This is a genomic window from Nocardia macrotermitis, from assembly GCF_009604405.1.
GTDB lineage: Bacteria > Actinomycetota > Actinomycetes > Mycobacteriales > Mycobacteriaceae > Nocardia > Nocardia macrotermitis.
The window spans coordinates 530,336-545,929 of sequence record NZ_WEGK01000002.1; the positions used below are offsets into that span (position 1 = coordinate 530,336).

The 15,594-nt window shown below is 66.2% G+C and carries 16 protein-coding genes; 12 read left to right on the forward strand and 4 right to left on the reverse strand.

The window, feature by feature from the left end; all coding sequences use genetic code 11:
- Positions 1–52: 52 nt before the first annotated feature.
- A complete protein-coding gene (locus tag NRB20_RS06145; RefSeq protein WP_153408278.1) occupies positions 53–511 on the reverse strand; it encodes a DUF4254 domain-containing protein in 459 nt (152 codons plus the stop codon).
- Between the two features lie 197 nt (positions 512–708).
- Between NRB20_RS06145 and NRB20_RS06150 the strand changes: the two genes are divergently transcribed.
- Positions 709–2,076, forward strand: coding sequence for a helix-turn-helix domain-containing protein (locus NRB20_RS06150; protein WP_194289743.1), 1,368 nt, complete (start codon positions 709–711; stop codon positions 2,074–2,076).
- Between the two features lie 84 nt (positions 2,077–2,160).
- Here the strand turns inward: NRB20_RS06150 and NRB20_RS06155 are convergent, their stop codons facing one another.
- Positions 2,161–3,357 (reverse strand): L,D-transpeptidase, encoded by a 1,197-nt coding sequence (locus NRB20_RS06155; RefSeq protein WP_153408760.1) that lies wholly within the window; start codon positions 3,355–3,357, stop codon positions 2,161–2,163.
- 110 nt (positions 3,358–3,467) lie between these two features.
- The gene (locus NRB20_RS06160; RefSeq protein WP_319944586.1) at positions 3,468–4,559 is read right to left on the reverse strand and encodes a UDP-N-acetylmuramate dehydrogenase; all 1,092 of its coding nucleotides are present in this window, start codon (positions 4,557–4,559) and stop codon (positions 3,468–3,470) included.
- A gap of 41 nt (positions 4,560–4,600) precedes the next feature.
- On the opposite strand from NRB20_RS06160, the gene NRB20_RS06165 reads away from it, so the two are divergent.
- The 3 genes from NRB20_RS06165 to NRB20_RS06175 all read left to right on the forward strand — a co-directional run bounded on the left by NRB20_RS06165 (position 4,601) and on the right by NRB20_RS06175 (position 6,700).
- A complete protein-coding gene (locus NRB20_RS06165) occupies positions 4,601–5,092 on the forward strand; it encodes a DUF2505 domain-containing protein (RefSeq protein WP_153408282.1) in 492 nt (163 codons plus the stop codon).
- Between the two features lie 22 nt (positions 5,093–5,114).
- On the forward strand, positions 5,115–5,630 hold the full coding sequence (locus NRB20_RS06170) for a DUF2505 domain-containing protein (RefSeq protein ID WP_153408284.1): 516 nt from the start codon (positions 5,115–5,117) through the stop codon (positions 5,628–5,630).
- 335 nt (positions 5,631–5,965) lie between these two features.
- Entirely contained in the window at positions 5,966–6,700 is a 735-nt protein-coding gene (locus NRB20_RS06175; protein WP_319944587.1) for a class I SAM-dependent methyltransferase, read from the forward strand.
- A 245-nt stretch (positions 6,701–6,945) separates the two neighbouring features.
- On the opposite strand, the gene NRB20_RS06180 is transcribed toward NRB20_RS06175, so the two are convergent.
- The gene (locus tag NRB20_RS06180; protein ID WP_153408286.1) at positions 6,946–7,680 is read right to left on the reverse strand and encodes an SDR family NAD(P)-dependent oxidoreductase; all 735 of its coding nucleotides are present in this window, start codon (positions 7,678–7,680) and stop codon (positions 6,946–6,948) included.
- 241 nt (positions 7,681–7,921) lie between these two features.
- Between NRB20_RS06180 and NRB20_RS06185 the strand changes: the two genes are divergently transcribed.
- From NRB20_RS06185 to NRB20_RS06220, 8 genes are all read left to right on the forward strand, one after another.
- Entirely contained in the window at positions 7,922–8,659 is a 738-nt protein-coding gene (locus NRB20_RS06185; RefSeq protein WP_153408288.1) for a type IV toxin-antitoxin system AbiEi family antitoxin domain-containing protein, read from the forward strand.
- Complete coding sequence (locus NRB20_RS06190) at positions 8,656–9,582, forward strand: nucleotidyl transferase AbiEii/AbiGii toxin family protein (RefSeq protein WP_319944532.1); 927 nt, start codon at positions 8,656–8,658, stop codon at positions 9,580–9,582. Before NRB20_RS06185 ends, NRB20_RS06190 begins: the two co-directional genes overlap by 4 nt.
- Before the next feature lie 355 nt (positions 9,583–9,937).
- A complete protein-coding gene (locus NRB20_RS06195) occupies positions 9,938–10,762 on the forward strand; it encodes an alpha/beta fold hydrolase (RefSeq protein WP_153408290.1) in 825 nt (274 codons plus the stop codon).
- Positions 10,763–10,897: 135 nt separating this feature from the next.
- On the forward strand, positions 10,898–12,250 hold the full coding sequence (mshA, locus tag NRB20_RS06200; protein WP_406603789.1) for a D-inositol-3-phosphate glycosyltransferase: 1,353 nt from the start codon (positions 10,898–10,900) through the stop codon (positions 12,248–12,250).
- Positions 12,247–12,753 (forward strand): type III secretion system chaperone family protein, encoded by a 507-nt coding sequence (locus NRB20_RS06205; RefSeq protein WP_319944534.1) that lies wholly within the window; start codon positions 12,247–12,249, stop codon positions 12,751–12,753. The genes mshA and NRB20_RS06205 overlap by 4 nt, the downstream gene beginning before the upstream one ends.
- 94 nt (positions 12,754–12,847) lie before the next feature.
- On the forward strand, positions 12,848–13,522 hold the full coding sequence (locus NRB20_RS37905; protein ID WP_227833232.1) for a cupin domain-containing protein: 675 nt from the start codon (positions 12,848–12,850) through the stop codon (positions 13,520–13,522).
- Between the two features lie 390 nt (positions 13,523–13,912).
- Positions 13,913–14,584: a nitroreductase family protein gene (locus NRB20_RS06215; RefSeq protein ID WP_153408293.1), complete on the forward strand. Its 672-nt coding sequence runs from the start codon at positions 13,913–13,915 to the stop codon at positions 14,582–14,584.
- Positions 14,585–14,641: 57 nt separating this feature from the next.
- Positions 14,642–15,535 (forward strand): ROK family protein, encoded by an 894-nt coding sequence (locus tag NRB20_RS06220; RefSeq protein WP_319944535.1) that lies wholly within the window; start codon positions 14,642–14,644, stop codon positions 15,533–15,535.
- The last annotated feature ends 59 nt before the right edge of the window (positions 15,536–15,594 follow it).

Genomic DNA, 15,594 nt, shown 5'->3' on the forward strand with positions numbered 1-15,594 from the left:
GCACGGCTACAGCCCGACGCTATCGCACCGGCGGTCGGAGCGTCGAGGACTGTCAGGGGGCGCGGCCGGATGTGGTGGGGTGCCGGTACGTGCAACTAGGGAGCTTTCGGAGGCCGGCGGTGAGCTCGATGGCGAGGTCGGTGTAGGCGAGGGTGAGTTCGGCGAGGCGTTGCCACAGGAAGTGGCGGTCGGGTTCGGTGGTGGATTCGGTCAGGGTGGTGTGAGCTTCGATGCAGTACTGGGCGATTCGGTCGATGATCATGCCCACGGATTCGGAGTTCATGTACGCCGCGCCGAAGGGCTGGGGCATGTTCGCTGCTACCCAGCAATCGATGGTGTGTATCAGATCTGCGCGGGCACAATCGATTTCATGGATCTCGGTGGTTGCTTCCCGTCGCTGCCGGTGCAGGTGTGCCAGGTCCCGGGCGGCGCGCAGGACCGGATGTGTGATCGGTGTCGAGCCGGTGCATGCTTCGAGCAGTCGATCTCTCGACGGGAGTGTCACTCGCATCGGGGGTAGCTCCGGTTGTTCGAAGTGTATGTGCGGCAAGGGTGTTCAGGTTTTGCGGATGTAAGGCACTCAGCGCCGGAGGCTTTCGCTACCGGAAAGAGCTCACTCAATCCGATACGCCGCTGGTCGAGCTCGGGTTGCGGCGGCATCCGTCGCTGTGTGCCAGGAGGACCGTAAGGCGGGGAATGTGCTGTCCGTTGCTGGATATCGGGGAAACCGGTGAAATATTCGGCAAGCTGTATATCGTGGAAGGTGCAGGGGAATTCTGTTGTCCGGCAGGTGTTCCGGGTGGTTCGCCTGTTCCTGCGGATGTTCGGATCAATGGAGAGTGGGGTGGCGGTATGCATGTGACTACCGGTGAGGTCATTCGTCGGATTCGTAAATCGCTCGGAATGACTCAATCCGAATTGGGTGTGCTTTTAGGATATACCCAATCGGTTGTCTCCCAATTGGAACACAACAGTGGGGCGGTCCACGACGTTCGGGTCTTGCGGCGCATTGCTACCGCGCTGCGTGTTCCGCTTGCCATACTGGTGGTGGAGTCGGACGAGGAGGCTGACGTGGATCGTCGCAATTTCCTACGTGCTGGAGCGTTCGGTGCCGGTGCTGTTCTCGCGGCCGGGGGTGTGGGGCGAGCGTCCGCGTCGGGTTCGATGCAGATCGGTGCCGCCGATGTGGTCGAAATTGTCGCTGGTACCAACCAGATTCACGAATTGGACCTGCTCGTCGGTGGTGATCGGCTGTGCCGGGTGGCGGCCAACGAGGTGCGTTATGTCGAGCATCTGCTGGACAACGCCGTGTACTCCGGGGAGGTGGGGTCCGCGCTGACGAGCGCTGCCGCGGAGATGATGACCGCGGCCGGGTGGGTGCATTACGACGCGGGGCGACCGGTGGAGGCGCGGCGTTACTACGCCGATGCCGCCCAAGCCGCGACTGCCGCTGACGATGGAATCGCGGCCGCGCATGCATTGGGGAATTCCAGTGTGCTGCTTTCCGAATGGCAGGGTGGTACACCGGCGGGGATGCGGCAAGCGGTCCAATACGCTCAGTCCGCATCCCGCGTCGCGATGGGTTGTGGCGGGCCGAAGCTGCGGGCGCTCATGGCAATTCGAGAGGCGGACGCGCTGGGAATGCAGGACCCCGGCGGCAACAAGTCGGCGGTGACCGACGCTCTGAACCGGGCGCACCGAGCTTACGAATCGAGTCGGGGATCCGATCCCGACTGGGTCTACCTGCCGCGGGCGATGCTGAACGGCATGACCGGACTCATGCAGATGTATCTCGGTGAGCACGAGGCGGCTTCGAAGCAGATGCGCGTTGCGATCGATGGGTCGGCGGCTTGGCCGCGCGAACAAGCTGAATGGCGTGTTCAGCTCGGTCGAAACCTGGTCGCATCCGGCGCGATCGCTGAAGGCTGCCACGTTCTCGGTGAGAATTTCGGAGGCATCAAACAGGTCGCATCCACGTGGATTCAGCAGAAGCTCGACGCTGTCGTCGCCGACGTCCGCCCGCACGCCAAGGTGCCGGAGGTGCGTGAGTTCCTGGGGTTGGTGGCCGCCAGTTGATCACCGGGAGGCGCGCCCCCGATCCCGGACGGACTGCGAATGCTGTTGGTAGGCAACATTATCCGCAGTCACGGTAATCCGGACTCAGTTCCCTCCGGGCGGCCCGGGCGCAACCGGCGTCGCGGAGACAACTGGTGCGGGCTGCCCGTGCAACGCCGACATCGTCTTCCATTTGTCCCAGGAAATCGTCCAGTCGTAGATATCTCCGTCGGCCGCCGAGAGATCGATCGACGTACCGGTGACCTCGACCGGGTCGCCGTACAGTGCGGTCGGGAAATACTGTTGCGCGTCGGCGGTGCTGAGGTTGATGCATCCGTTGGTGACGTTCGAATTGCCTTGCGCGCCAGCGGACATCGGGTTGGCGTGGATGAATTCGCCGTTGTTCGAGATGCGTACGGCCCAGCGTTCGCGAGCGTTGGTGTAGAACGGCGGATTCGACATCGTGAAATCCTCGTACTTCTCGGTCACCACGTGGATACCCGAGCGGGTCACGTTGCGGGTCTGATTGCCCTCGCCGTAACTGCACGCGAAATCGAACAGCGTCGCACCGTCGCGGATCACCTGCACCCGGTGCGTATGCGCGGCCCCCTTGACGATCTGGCTGCGGCCGATCTTGAACGAGGAGGTCAGATCGGAGTCGCCGAACTTGCCGCCGCCCATGTTCAGCCCGTACAGCTTGGCGACGAAATCGACCGTCGTCCCGGGAGCCCAGTACTCCTTGGGCCGCCAGTGCGCCCGCGAGCCGCCGTTGTCGTCGGGCAGCCACGCCCAGCCGCCCTCGGTGGCGGGGGTGGTGGTGACGGTGAGCGCCCTCTCGGTGGCGGCCTTGTCCTCGACGTGGTCCTTGAACTGCAGCATGATCGGCGCGGCGATGCCGACCTCCTGGCCGTCGCCGACGTTCACGGTCGCGGGCACGGTGTCCTTCGGCGACAACGTCGTGAACCTGCCGTCGATCGCGACGGGCTTCCCGTCGGTGCCGACCGCGCTGCCGGACCAGGTGTAAGTAACCCCGTATCCGAGCGGTTCGCCGACCGTGAACGAGGTCTTGTCGGCCGAGAGCTTCCCGGTGACCTGTTTCCCGGCGGCATTGCTCAACGCGACCTGACTGATCGTCCCGTTCGCGACCTTGACCGAGATCGGCGCGACCGGACTCACATCGGCGCTACCCGCACCTGGTTCGAAGGTCAGCTTCGCCAGCGGAGCCTTCTGCTGCGGGGAACTACCCCCGCCGCCGTCGCTCGAACATCCCGCCACGAACGCGGCCGCCGCCAGCTGTGCCATCCCCGCGAGCGCGGCGCGGCGGCTGGTAACTCTTCGAATGCTCACTTCCGCGAATCTACCGGGTAAGTTTTACGGCTCCGAGTGGGTTTCCGGTGGTGCGCACCACGCGCTCAGAGTGTCGAGCCCACTATCACCGGTTCGGGTTCGAGCCGGATTCCGAAGCGTTCGGCGACGCCGTCGCGCACGGTGCGGGCCAGTGCGAGCATGTCCTCGGCGGTGGCCGCACCCCTGTTGGTCAGTGCCAACGTGTGTTTGGTGGACAGTCGCGCGGGCGCTGGAGTACCCGGAAATCCCTTGCCGAAACCGGCTCGTTCGATCAGCCAGCCCGCGGAGAACTTCACCCCTGCTACCGACGGGTACGCGGGAACTGTGACATCCCCCACATACTTCGCGATCGCGGCACGAACCTCGGCCTCCCGCTCGGTCGGCACCACCGGATTGGTGAAGAACGATCCGGCGCTCCAGGTGTCGTGATCCTCGGCGTCCAGGACCATGCCCTTGCCCGCGCGCAACCGCAGCACCGCCTCGCGCACCTGCCCGGCCGGACGGGTCTCGCCCTCGGCAGCGTCGAGGGCGGCGGCCAGCTCGCGATAGTTCAGCGGCGCGCTGCGGCCGTCGGGACGCAGCGCGAATTCCACGGCCAGCACCACCGACCGGTCACTGTGTTTGAGCACCGAGGTGCGATATCCGAAACCGAGCTCATCCGGTGTGGCCCAACGGATTTCGCCCGACTTGCGATCCAGCAGCCGCACCCGCCGCAGCAACTGCGCCACCTCCACGCCGTACGCCCCGACGTTCTGCACCGGCGTCGCGCCCGCCGACCCCGGAATTCCCGAAAGGCATTCCAGCCCACCGAATCCCGACGCCACACTCGCCGCGACCACCTCGTCCCACGCCGCGCCCGCCTCGGCCGTCACCCCGGCCTCGCTGAATTCGATTCCGCGCGTGGCGATCCGGACCACGACGCCGCCGAATCCGGCATCCGAGATCAGCAGATTCGAACCGCCCGCCAGCAGCAGCACCGGGATTCCGGCCGCGTCCAGGGTGCGCACCGTCGCGACCAGCGCCTCGACGCTCTCGCAATCCGCGACCGTCGCCGGTCCGCCGACCCGCAGCGTGGTCAACCCGGCCAGCGGGACCGAATTGCGCACCCGCGCACCGGTTGCGGCCAGCAGTTCGGTCACGTCCTGGAACGGCACCACGTGAGATGTACGCACAGTCACAGACGGTAGCCTGTTCGACCATGGCGACACCTCTGGCCTTCACCGCGAACTACCAATTCTCCACCGCGGCCGTACGCGCGGCGTTCGCGGACGAGCAGTACTGGAAGGACCGGCTCGCCGAGGTCGGCGGCCCGGACGCGCGCCTGGAATCCTTCGAATACGACGGTGAGCGGCTACGTGTCGCGATGGTGCAGTCGATCGCCGAGGCCGACCTGCCCAGCGCGCTGACCTCGGTCCGCCCCGGCAATTTGGTCATCCCGCGCACCGAGACCTACTCCGAATCGCAGGAGACGGGCGTTTTCGAGGCCCATGTGGAGGGGGCGCCCGCGGAGGTGCGGGGCACGGTCACCCTCAGCGGTGACGACAGCCAGGTGCGCGTGGTGGTCGAGGGCAGCGTCGCGGTGAGCGTCCCGCTGTTCGGCAAGAAGATCGAAGCTGTGGTCGCTGAGAAGTTGCTGGAGCTGCTCGCCGCCGAAGCCGAGTTCACCAGCACCTGGATCGCGAACCACTGATCGACCAGTAACCTAACTCCTCATGCCCCGTCGACTCTCCTACTCCGCCCGTTATCCGCTGCACACCACCAAGGAGGTGTACGCGGCGCTGTGCGACCGTGCCTACTGGGACGCGCGGATGGCGAAGATGCGCGAGTACTCACCCAACGAGGTGATCTCGCTGGAGGCGGGCGACGGCGGCATCGAGGTCGTCCTGGAACACGTGCTACCGCGGCACATGCTCCCCGATCTGGCCCAGACGGTGATGCGCAAGGACATGCTCATCACCCGCGCCGAAACCTACGGCCCCTACGCCCCCGAGGTCACCGGCGAATTCGACGCGACCATCCCCACCGCCCCCGGCACCCTCGGCGGCACGATGCACCTGTTCCCCACCGACACCGGTTGCACCCTGCGCACCACCACGACCGCCCGCGTCACCATCCCCCTGCTCGGTCCCCGGCTCGAACAACTGATGCTGATCAACCTGGTCGATCTGCTGCGCGCCGAGGCGGAATTCACTCAGCAGTGGTTGGAAGAGCAGAACCCGACGAGTTGAGCGGGTCGGGGGCGTCTGGTTCGCTTGTGCCCGATGGATCGGTCGGTGGGGCATCGGGTAGGGCCGGCAAGCCGGTCGATCGATCCGCCGAATCGCACCCGGCAGCGGGCGAATCGCCAAGCGCGGCAGGCGAATCTGTCAAGGCTGCGGGCAAGCAGCGCAGAACGTCCAGTGGGCCGAGTGGGGTGGGCGATGCGTCCGGCGGACCGCTCGGCACGCCGGCCAAGTCATCGGGCAGGCCGATTGGGGTATCCGGTAAGTCGGTCAATTCGTCGGGCAGAGCGCTGGGAACATCCAGTAAGCCGGTTGGCGCGATCACGCGGGGGACGACCGGGATCAACCGGTTGCGCCGGAGTGATCGGTGGCTGGTTCACGACGAGTTGGTGGGGGCGCGGCTGGGTGGGGCTGTGGATCCGTTGGTGGTGGATCTCGGTTACGGGGCCAGTCCGGTGACGACGTTGGAGTTGGCGGCGCGGCTGCGGCGGGTGCGGGGTGATGTGCGGGTGGTGGGGCTCGAGATCGATCCCGCACGGGTCGTTCCCGGACGGGACGGGGTCCAATTCGCCCGTGGCGGTTTCGAACTCGCGGGTCTGCGGCCGGTGCTGGTTCGTGCGTTCAATGTGTTGCGGCAGTATCCGGAGGAGGCCGTGGCGTCGGCTTGGGCCACGATCCTCGACGGTCTGGCGCCCGAGGGGCTGCTGCTCGAGGGCACCTGCGACGAACTCGGCCGCCGCTGCGCATGGATCCTGCTGGACCGTTCCGGTCCGCTGTCTCTCACCTTGTCCTGGGATCCCTTCACCGTCGACCGGCCCTCCGACCTGGCCGAACGTCTACCGAAAGCTCTCATCCACCGCAACGTTCCCGGCGAACGAATCCACACCCTGCTGACTGCCGCGGACCGCGCCTGGTCTCACGCTGCCCCGCTGGCACCTTACGGGCCTCGTATTCGGTGGCGACACACCGCAGAAATACTGCGCGACAACGGATTTCCTGTTCGGCGGTACCGGCGGCGCATGCGCGACTGTGTCCTGTCGGTTCCATGGGATGTCGTCGCGCCCGTAATACGCTGAGCCGCAACAGTATTCGCGAATGACTCATCGGATGTGCAAAGTCGTAGTCGCGCAATTCATTTGAGCTATTCCTCTGTAGCAACGATGATTTCGTGATCGGCGGACCGTCTCGGGCAAGTCATGATGCTGTGTTCGGGTGCCGTGAGTACTTGTGGAGTTCGTGCGGCACGGACAAGACGCGGCCCGCGAATCATCGTGGAATCGCGGGCCGGACCGAGGTGAATTCAGTTGTGCTGCTGTGAAATTCAGGAGCGCCGGGAGAAACGTCCCGGCCCCGCCTGGTCGCGGGGTTTGACCACGATGGTGTCCAGGTCGACGTGGGGTGGGCGGCTGGCGGCGAAGGCGATGATCTCGGCGATGTCCTGGGCCAGCAGCGGATCGATGCCCTCGTAGACCTTGGCGGCGCGGTCGGCGTCACCGTCGAAGCGGACCAGGGAGAATTCGGTTTCGACTGCGCCAGGGGCGATTTCGGTGAGGCGGACCGGCTGGCCGAGCAGTTCGCCGCGCAGGGTGCGGTGCAGGACGCCCTGGGCGTGTTTGGCGGAGGTGTAGCCGGAACCGTTGTCGTAGGCTTCGAAGGCGGCGATCGAGGTCACGGTGACGATCAGGCCGTCGCCCGACTCGATCAGCTTGGGCAGCAGCCCCTTGGTGAGCCGCAGCGTGCCCAACACATTGGTCTCCCACATCCAACGCCAGTCGTCCAGATCCGCCTCGGCGACACTCGCCAACCCCTTCGCCCCACCCGCATTGTTGACCAGCACATCGACCCGCTCCACGGCCGCGCAGAACGCCCGCACCGACTCGTCATCGGTCACATCCAACCCCACCGCCGTCCCCCCGATCTCCTTCGCCAGCCGCTCCAACCGATCCACGCGCCGCGCCCCCAAATACACGTGATACCCCTGTTTCGCCAGCTCCCGCGCGGTAGCCTCCCCAATCCCCGAACTGGCCCCGGTAACAACAGCACTACGAGTACTCATACCCAGAGCTTATGTGCGGCCCGTTTGCCCGGCAGTACCAGTCGCGGTTGGCGCTCCGGCATCTGTTTGCCCGCCGCCAGTTCGGGCCTCGGGGTGTAGTCCGGCTGTCACGAGGTGCTTCGGTCGAAGCGGCGCGGCATCGAGATCAACGCCGGATCGATGCCGATGAGGGCCGAGGTAGGTGGCGAGATAATTACCAAAGGTGTCAGAATAATTCTCTGATGATCGGTATTATTGCGCCATGGACAGCGATAGTCGTGCCGAGATTGTGATTGATCTGGCTGCTGAGCAGTCGGGTCTGGTCACCAGTCGGCAGGCACGTGCGGCTGCCTCGGTGACTCCGCAGCAGCTCAAGCGCATGGTCGATTCCGGACAGCTGCAACGGCTCCACCACGGCATTTACAGACTTGCCCATATTCCACACGACGAGCACCTGGAGAAGCGTCTCGCCTGGATCGCACTGGATCAAGAACACGTGACCTGGGAGCGTCTGGATCAGGATGTACCGACCGGCGTGCTGTCTCATCGCACCGCGGCCGAGATGCATCACCTGGGCGACCTCGACGCTGACGAAGTGGAACTGACCGCGCCCCGGCGAATCCGGCTTACGCTCCCCGATGTCGTCGTCCACCGCGGGAATCTCAGCCGTGACGACTGGCAGACCATCGATGGACTACCGGTGACGACTCCGATTCGCACCATCGGCGACCTTGCTGCCGCGTCCACCGACTCGGGTCACCTGGCAACCGTTGTCCGGGAAGCTCTCACCCACGATCTCGTCACGACCGACGGGGTTGCCTCGGTACTGGCCCCCTATGCCTTCGAGTACGGGCACCGTCCGCTCGGTGGGAAGGTATTTCTCGACGCGCTCATCGAGGAAGCTGGCGTACCGGCAACCACGTTGGAGGTGGCGGCGATTGCCAGCAGGCAGCTCACGCGTGCCGACGCCACAGACCGCACACGCGAGAACAAGCGGTGAGCCCCACGTCGCGTCCACCGCACGCAGTCCGGAACAGCGTCGCCGACCGCATCAAACGCCTGGCCGAGGAGAACGGGCAGCACGCCACGTTGGTCCGGCGGCGGTTCGTCATAGCCCGGTTTCTTGCCCGGGTGTTCGATGCTGATCCCGAGGGGTGGATCCTCGAGGGCGGGGTTGGAATGATGGTGCGTCTTCCGGAAGCTCGCTACAGCAAGGACATCGACCTGCTCGTCGCGACCAGCGCCTCGGACCCTATCGACGAACTCCGCCGCATTGTCCGGGACCATCACCTCGACCACTTTCGTTTCGAGGTTGGGCCGGCTATCGCGCTGATCGGTGGAAGAGGGGCGAAGGTCAACGTTGTCGCTTCGATCGGAGGGCATAGGTTCGACGGCTTCTCGATCGACATCGTCGACCGTCGCCGCGAACTCGTGGGGCCAGTTGAGCGGCATCGGCTTCCGCGGCTCGTGGACACCGATGACTTTCCGCAAGAAGCCAGTGTGCAGCTCTACCCACTCGCCGACCAGATCGCCGACAAAATCTGCGCGATGTACGAGACTCACGGCCCGGCAGGTGCACCATCGGGCAGATTCCGCGACCTCGTGGATTTGCTGCTGATCAGCATGTTCCTACCGATCGATCTCATGTCCACTGTTGATGCCGTCGAGCGGGAGAGAGTGATCCGCAGCATTCCCGCGCTACCTGGTTCGCTTCGAAGTCCTGGTCCGGCGTGGACAGCTCAATGGGCCCCCAATGCGCGCAAGAGCCCGCTGCCGACCGACTATCACGAGCTGACTTCTGCTCTCACCGCTGCGGGCCTCTGCTACAACCGCGTACTCGGCTCACTCCCCGCCGCCAGCGTGGGTGCGGTATGGAACCACGATCGTCGAGCCTGGGATCGCGATGTCCGCGAAGACCTTTGATGTACTTGCCGCCAGTTCAGGGCCGACCGTTGTTGACTTCGGTGACGTGCTGATGTGTGCACATCAGTGCCCGCGTCTGTGAAGAGGTGCAGCCGAGCAGGTTCAGACAATCGACGAAGTACGCAGACAGGTATTCTGACCTCGATACGAGAACCAGGAGTTCTCGCTTTTACATGGGAACGCCTCGGAGCCAGGTGCTTCGGGGCTTCTCTTTGTTCAGAGTAGCTGCCCGGTTCGTTCGTGTGCCGCCTCCGCAGGACGCGAAAACCTTTGGCTCGCATGGCTTCTGCTTCCGGTCCGGCCTACGCGTGGCGGTGGCGACCGCGACCGGGAGGGACGTGGTTAGTCTCGCGGGATGGGTATTCGGGAAGTTGTCGGGGTGGATGGGGTCGGGATCGTTTATCGGGTCAGTGGGCCCGAGGGTGGGCGGGTTTTGGTGCTGTTGCACGGGTGGGCGGGGAATCTGCGGAATTGGGGGCGGGCGGGGGAGGAACTGGCGCAGCGGTATCGGGTGATCGCGGTGGATCTGCGGGGGCATGGGTATTCCGATGCGCCCGAGGGTGGGTATGACGAGCCGGAGAATTGGGCGGGGGATGTGGCGGCGGTGTTGGCCGCGGAGGGGGTCGAGACGGGGGCGGTGTTGTTGGGGTGGTCCTACGGGGGGATCGTGATGAGTGACTATCTCGCCGTGAACGGGACGGGGGCCGTGGCGGGGGTGGTGTACTGCGGGTCGCAGGCGGGGATCGGGCGGGGAGTGCCGGGGGCGGAACCCGGGCCTGCCATGCAGCAGGCGATTCCGGATGTGTTCGAGGAGAGCGCGGGGCGGGCGATGCGGGGGTTCGCGGCGTTCGGGAATGCGAATACCGGGGCCGCGCGCGACAAGGGGGGTGACGCGCAGCGGCTGTTCGGCGGGAGTCTGTCGACGCCGCCGCGGGTGCGGAAGGCGCTGTTCTATCGCACCGTGGACAACACCGCGATGCTGCGGGCGTTGGATGTTCCGGTGTTGGTGCTGCACGGGACCGCGGATCCGGTGGTGCCCGTCGAGAACGGTCGCTATATCGCCGAAGCCGCCTCCGACGTGCGCACTTCCTACTGGGAGGGTGCGCAGCACGGTCTGTTCATCGAGGATCCGGATCGGTTCGTCGCCGAGGTCGGCGAATTCATCGAATCGCTCGAGTGAGATCTCCGGGTTCGTAGCGTCGACTCCCCGGCCGGTACCGAACGCGGAAATGACAGTGAACGTCCTGTGACGACTCTCACTTGCGGGTCCGGGTCGCGTCGGCGGCCGACGCGGGACGTGCACACTGGAACAGTGGTGAGTCAACGCGCGGATGTACGGCCGAATCGGATAGCCGTGTTGTCGGTGCACACCTCGCCGCTGGCGCAACCGGGGACCGGGGACGCCGGGGGGATGAACGTCTACGTGTTGCAGACCGCGATCCAGCTGGCGCGGCGCGGGGTCGAGGTGGAGATCTTCACGCGGGCGACCTCGTCGGGTGACGAGCCGGTGGTCGAGGCCGCGCCGGGGGTGCTGGTGCGCAATGTGGTCGCGGGGCCGTTCGAGGGGCTGGACAAACATGATCTGCCCACGCAGCTGTGCCCGTTCGCGGCCGAGGTGCTGCGGCAGGAGGCGCGCCAGCTGCCCGGTCACTACGACCTGATCCATTCGCACTACTGGTTGTCGGGGCAGGTCGGCTGGCTGGCGCGGGACCGCTGGCGGGTGCCGCAGGTGCACACCGCGCACACCCTCGCCGCGGTGAAGAACCGTTTTCTCGCCGAGGGCGACGCACCCGAACCCAAGGCGCGGGAGATCGGTGAACGGCAGCTGGTCGAGGAGACCGATCGGCTGATCGCCAATACCGCCGACGAGGCCCGGCAGCTGGTCGAGCTGTACGGCGCGGATCCCGAGCGCATCGATGTGGTGCTGCCGGGGGCGGATCTGGCGCGTTATCGGCCCGGCGACAAGGCCGCGGCGCGGGCCGAACTGGGGATTTCGCCCGATGAGCAGGTGGTCGCGTTCGTCGGCCGGATCCAGCCGCTCAAGGCTCCCGATGTGCTGGTGCACGCCGCCGCGCAGGTGCTGCGTGACGAGCCCGGCCGCGCGTTGCGGGTGCTGATCGTGGGTGGCCCGTCCGGCAGCGGACTCGAACGGCCCGACGCGTTGATCGAACTCGCGGCCTCGCTGGGCATCGCCGACCGCGTGACATTCCTACCGCCGCAGGCCCCGGAGCATCTGGTGCAGGTGTACCGGGCCGCGGATGTGGTCGCGGTGCCCAGTCACAACGAATCGTTCGGGCTGGTCGCGATCGAGGCGCAGGCCAGTGGGACGCCGGTGCTCGCGGCGAACGTCGGCGGACTGGGAACCGCTGTGCGCGACGGGATTTCGGGTCTGCTGGTCTCCGGCCACCGGACCGATCACTGGGCCGCGTCGCTGCGCGTGATGCTGGACGATCCCGAACGACTCCGCACCATGGGCGTCGCCGCGGCCGAACACGCCGCCGAATTCTCCTGGGAGCACACCGCCGAGGGTCTGCTGGACAGTTACGCCGACGCGCTGTCGAGCCATCGCGGCGTGCGTTCGCGGCTGGCGGGTACGGTGCTGACCGACGGTTATCAGACCAGGTCGCGGGTGTTGTGGCGGCGACGGATGGGAGTGGTGCGCAGGTGAGCGCGGCCGAGACGGCGGAACTGATCGAACGGACCCTGCGCGAACGCGAGGTCGAGTACACCCGCGACGGTGAACTGACGTTCGTCGTGGTGCTGCCCGGTGAACGCAAACTGAAGACCACCGTCATGCTGACCGTCGGCAAACACGGTCTGCGCGTCGAATCCTTCGTCTGCCGCAAACCGGACGAGAACTTCGAGGGCGTCTACAAATTCCTGCTGCGCCGCAACCGCCGCCTCTACGGCGTCGCCTACACCCTCGACCGCGTCGGCGACATCTACCTCGTCGGCCGCATGTCCACGCACGCCGTCACCGACGATGAACTGGACCGCATCTTCGGGCAGATCCTCGAGGCCGTCGACGCGGACTTCAACGTCCTGCTCGAACTCGGTTTCGCGGAATCCATTCGGCGAGAATGGAAATGGCGGGTGTCGCGGGGGGAGTCGTTGAAGAACCTGCGAGCTTTCGAGCATCTCGTGGACGCCGAGGAATCCTGGGAGTCGTGATCGGACCGATCGCGCGGCATAATTTCTGGCATTCGACCAGCTGATCCGGAGTAACATCCTGGACGGGGTGCCTTTTCGCAAAGGAGCCCCAGCAATGAGCAGGTTTGTTCAGGCAATCGAGTTCACGACCATGCATATCGACGAGTTCAACGAGAAACTCGACGCCTGGCTCGCCGCGACGGCGGGCAAACGCACAGCGATGCACGGTATGGAGACCAAGGATCGCGATCGGGCGAACACGTATATGCAGATGGTCGAATTCCCTTCCTACGCCGAGGCGATGCGCAATTCCGATCTTCCCGAAACGTCGCGATTCGCAGCCGAATTGGCGGAGTTGTGCGAGGGCCCGGCGGTCTTCCGCAATCTCGATCTGCTGCGCGAGGACGACATGTCCGACGGCCGGGCACTCACCCTCGTCGTGCGCAGTCTGGACAGCCCCGACGAAACCCGCCCCTTCGAAGCGGACAGCGGCCGGATGGATCTGGTCGAGACACCGTACGGCCCGGTCGGCCGTGCCGTATTCGAACCGGGCTGGCGCTGGTCACAACACGTCGCCCCGATCGCCGGAACCGACAGTTGCCAGGCCCTGCACGCGGCGTACTGCCTGTCCGGCCGGATGCGGATCCATATGGACGACGGCGCCGAAAATGACATCGGCCCAGGCGATTACATGTTCTGCCCACCCGGTCACGATGCCTGGGTACTGGGCGACGAGGCGTGCGTGCTGATCGATTGGGCCAGCGCGGGCGGGTACGCGAAACGCGGTTAGGCGCGTTCGGTGTTTGCGATGTGAGCCTGGCGTCGGGTGCCGAACGCCCTCGATCGCCGGGCCGAACCGGTCGACAATGTGCCCGGAGTTCGGGTCCCCGTGCGCTCGCCCCGACTTCCTGTGCGTGCATCCATCATAGGGAGCTTTGCGGTTCGGAGGTGTTGGTCGAGCCGCTGGTGTTCTCCGGAACTGCCCGCGGGCTCTTTCGGTGGCCGGTGACTTCGGTGTGTCGTCAGGTGCAGGCGCGCTGGCCTCGGATGTCGGGCCGACGGTTGGCGAGGCACTCGGGGCTCGGCGGTCCGGGTGGTTGCTCATGTTCTTGTGGGATCGGGGTTGTGAAACGCGGTTCGGTGAGGTTGCGAGTGGAGTGGTGGCGTCGAGAATGGGGGGATGGAGTTGAGGGATGCGATGCGGAGTACCGGGGCGGTGCGGGAGTTCACCGATGAGGCGGTGGCGGACGGGACGGTGTACGAGATTCTCGATGACGCTCGGTTCGCGCCGAGTGGTGGGAATCGGCAGGGGTGGCGGGCAGTCGTGGTGCGGGATCCGCAGGTGCGGTTGGGGTTGCGGGATCTGTATCTGCCGGGGTGGGACGAGTATCTGGCGATGGGGCGGGCGGGATTGGTGGCGTGGGCGCCGGTGACCGATCGGGAGGCCGAGGCGGAGGCGTTGCGGGATGCGGGTGCGGGGAAGCGGGGGGCGTTCGCGGAACGGTTGCACGAGGTGCCGGTGTTGATCGTGCTGCTGGCGGATCTGCGCGCCCTCGCGGCTCCGGATCGGGATCTTGGGCGGTACACCCTGACCGGCGGGGCGTCGATCTACCCGTTCGCCTGGAACATCCTGTTGGCCGCCCGTGATCGCGGCCTCGGCGGTGTCATGACGACCATGTTGACCCGGCAGGAAGCCCAGGTCCGCGCGCTGCTCGACATTCCGGACGAGTACGCGGTCGCCGCCGCGCTGGCGCTCGGGCACCCGGTTCGCCGGCCGACCAAACTCCGCCGCGCCGCCGTCGAGAACTTCACCACCCTCGACCGTTTCGACGGCCCGGAGTTCACCGCCTGATTTGCGAAGTGCTGTTTCGGTGCTGCGGGCGGGTTCGGGATGCGAGGATTTCGGGCTGTGATCAGTGTGGCGTTGGATATCGGGGCGACGAAGTTCGCGGCGGGGGTTGTCGGCGAGGGACGACAGGTGCGGGAGGTGCGGCAGATCGCGGTGCCGACCGCGGGGGTGTGGGACGCGTGCCGGGAACTGTTGCGCGGCGTGGTGGGGGACGAGCGGATCGAGGCCGTCGGGATCGGGGCGGCCGGGCCGGTGGACGTGCGGTCGGGGACCACTTCGCCGCTGAATATTCCGGAATGGAGTTCCGGGTTCGCGCTGGTGGACGCGGTGCGGGAACTGTTCCCGGGGGCCGCGGTGCGGCTCGCGGTGGACGGGGCGTGCCTGGCGTTGGCCGAACACCACATCGGCGGCTTGCGCGGGGTGCGGGACGGGCTGGCGATGACGGTGTCGTCCGGAATCGGCGGCGGCATCATCGCCGACGGCAAACTCGCCCTCGGCCGCACTGGAAACGCCGGACACGTCGGCCACATCGTGGTCCCCGGTTCGCTGGAACGCTGCGGCTGCGGCGGTATCGGCTGCGTCGAGGCGGTCGCCAGCGGCATGTCGTCGGTGCGCTGGGCCCGCGACCACGGCTGGACCGGACGCTCGGGCATCGAACTGGCCCAGTCCGCCCACTCCGGCGACGCGATTGCCCTGGCCGCCCTCGACCGCGCCGGAACCGCTCTGGGGCAAGCGATTTCCTCGGCCGCCGCCCTCCTGGACATCGACCGGGTCGTCATCGGCGGCGGTTTCGCCAATTCCGGTGAGCCCCTGTGGAATCCGATGCGCGCCGCGATCGCCGAACACGCCCGCCTCGGCTTCCTGCACGACCTCCGCGTCGTCCACTCCCAAATCGCCGACGGCGCAACACTTGTCGGCGCGGCGGTGCTGGCCACCGAAGTAACGCCGGAGTGAACTCCAGGCCGGAATCGTATTCACGGTCTCGAACACCGCCGTGTCAGCATTTGCGGGTC

Excerpts from the sequence above, each read along its gene's own strand:
- NRB20_RS06145 (WP_153408278.1), bottom strand. The coding sequence starts at position 511 with ATGCGAGTGACACTCCCGTCGAGAGATCGACTGCTCGAAGCATGCACC.
- NRB20_RS06155 (WP_153408760.1), bottom strand. The coding sequence starts at position 3,357 with ATGGCACAGCTGGCGGCGGCCGCGTTCGTGGCGGGATGTTCGAGCGAC.
- NRB20_RS06165 (WP_153408282.1), top strand. The coding sequence starts at position 4,601 with ATGGCGACACCTCTGGCCTTCACCGCGAACTACCAATTCTCCACCGCG.
- NRB20_RS06170 (WP_153408284.1), top strand. The coding sequence starts at position 5,115 with ATGCCCCGTCGACTCTCCTACTCCGCCCGTTATCCGCTGCACACCACC.
- NRB20_RS06180 (WP_153408286.1), bottom strand. The coding sequence starts at position 7,680 with ATGAGTACTCGTAGTGCTGTTGTTACCGGGGCCAGTTCGGGGATTGGG.
- NRB20_RS06185 (WP_153408288.1), top strand. The coding sequence starts at position 7,922 with ATGGACAGCGATAGTCGTGCCGAGATTGTGATTGATCTGGCTGCTGAG.
- NRB20_RS06195 (WP_153408290.1), top strand. The coding sequence starts at position 9,938 with ATGGGTATTCGGGAAGTTGTCGGGGTGGATGGGGTCGGGATCGTTTAT.
- NRB20_RS37905 (WP_227833232.1), top strand. The coding sequence starts at position 12,848 with ATGAGCAGGTTTGTTCAGGCAATCGAGTTCACGACCATGCATATCGAC.
- NRB20_RS06215 (WP_153408293.1), top strand. The coding sequence starts at position 13,913 with ATGGAGTTGAGGGATGCGATGCGGAGTACCGGGGCGGTGCGGGAGTTC.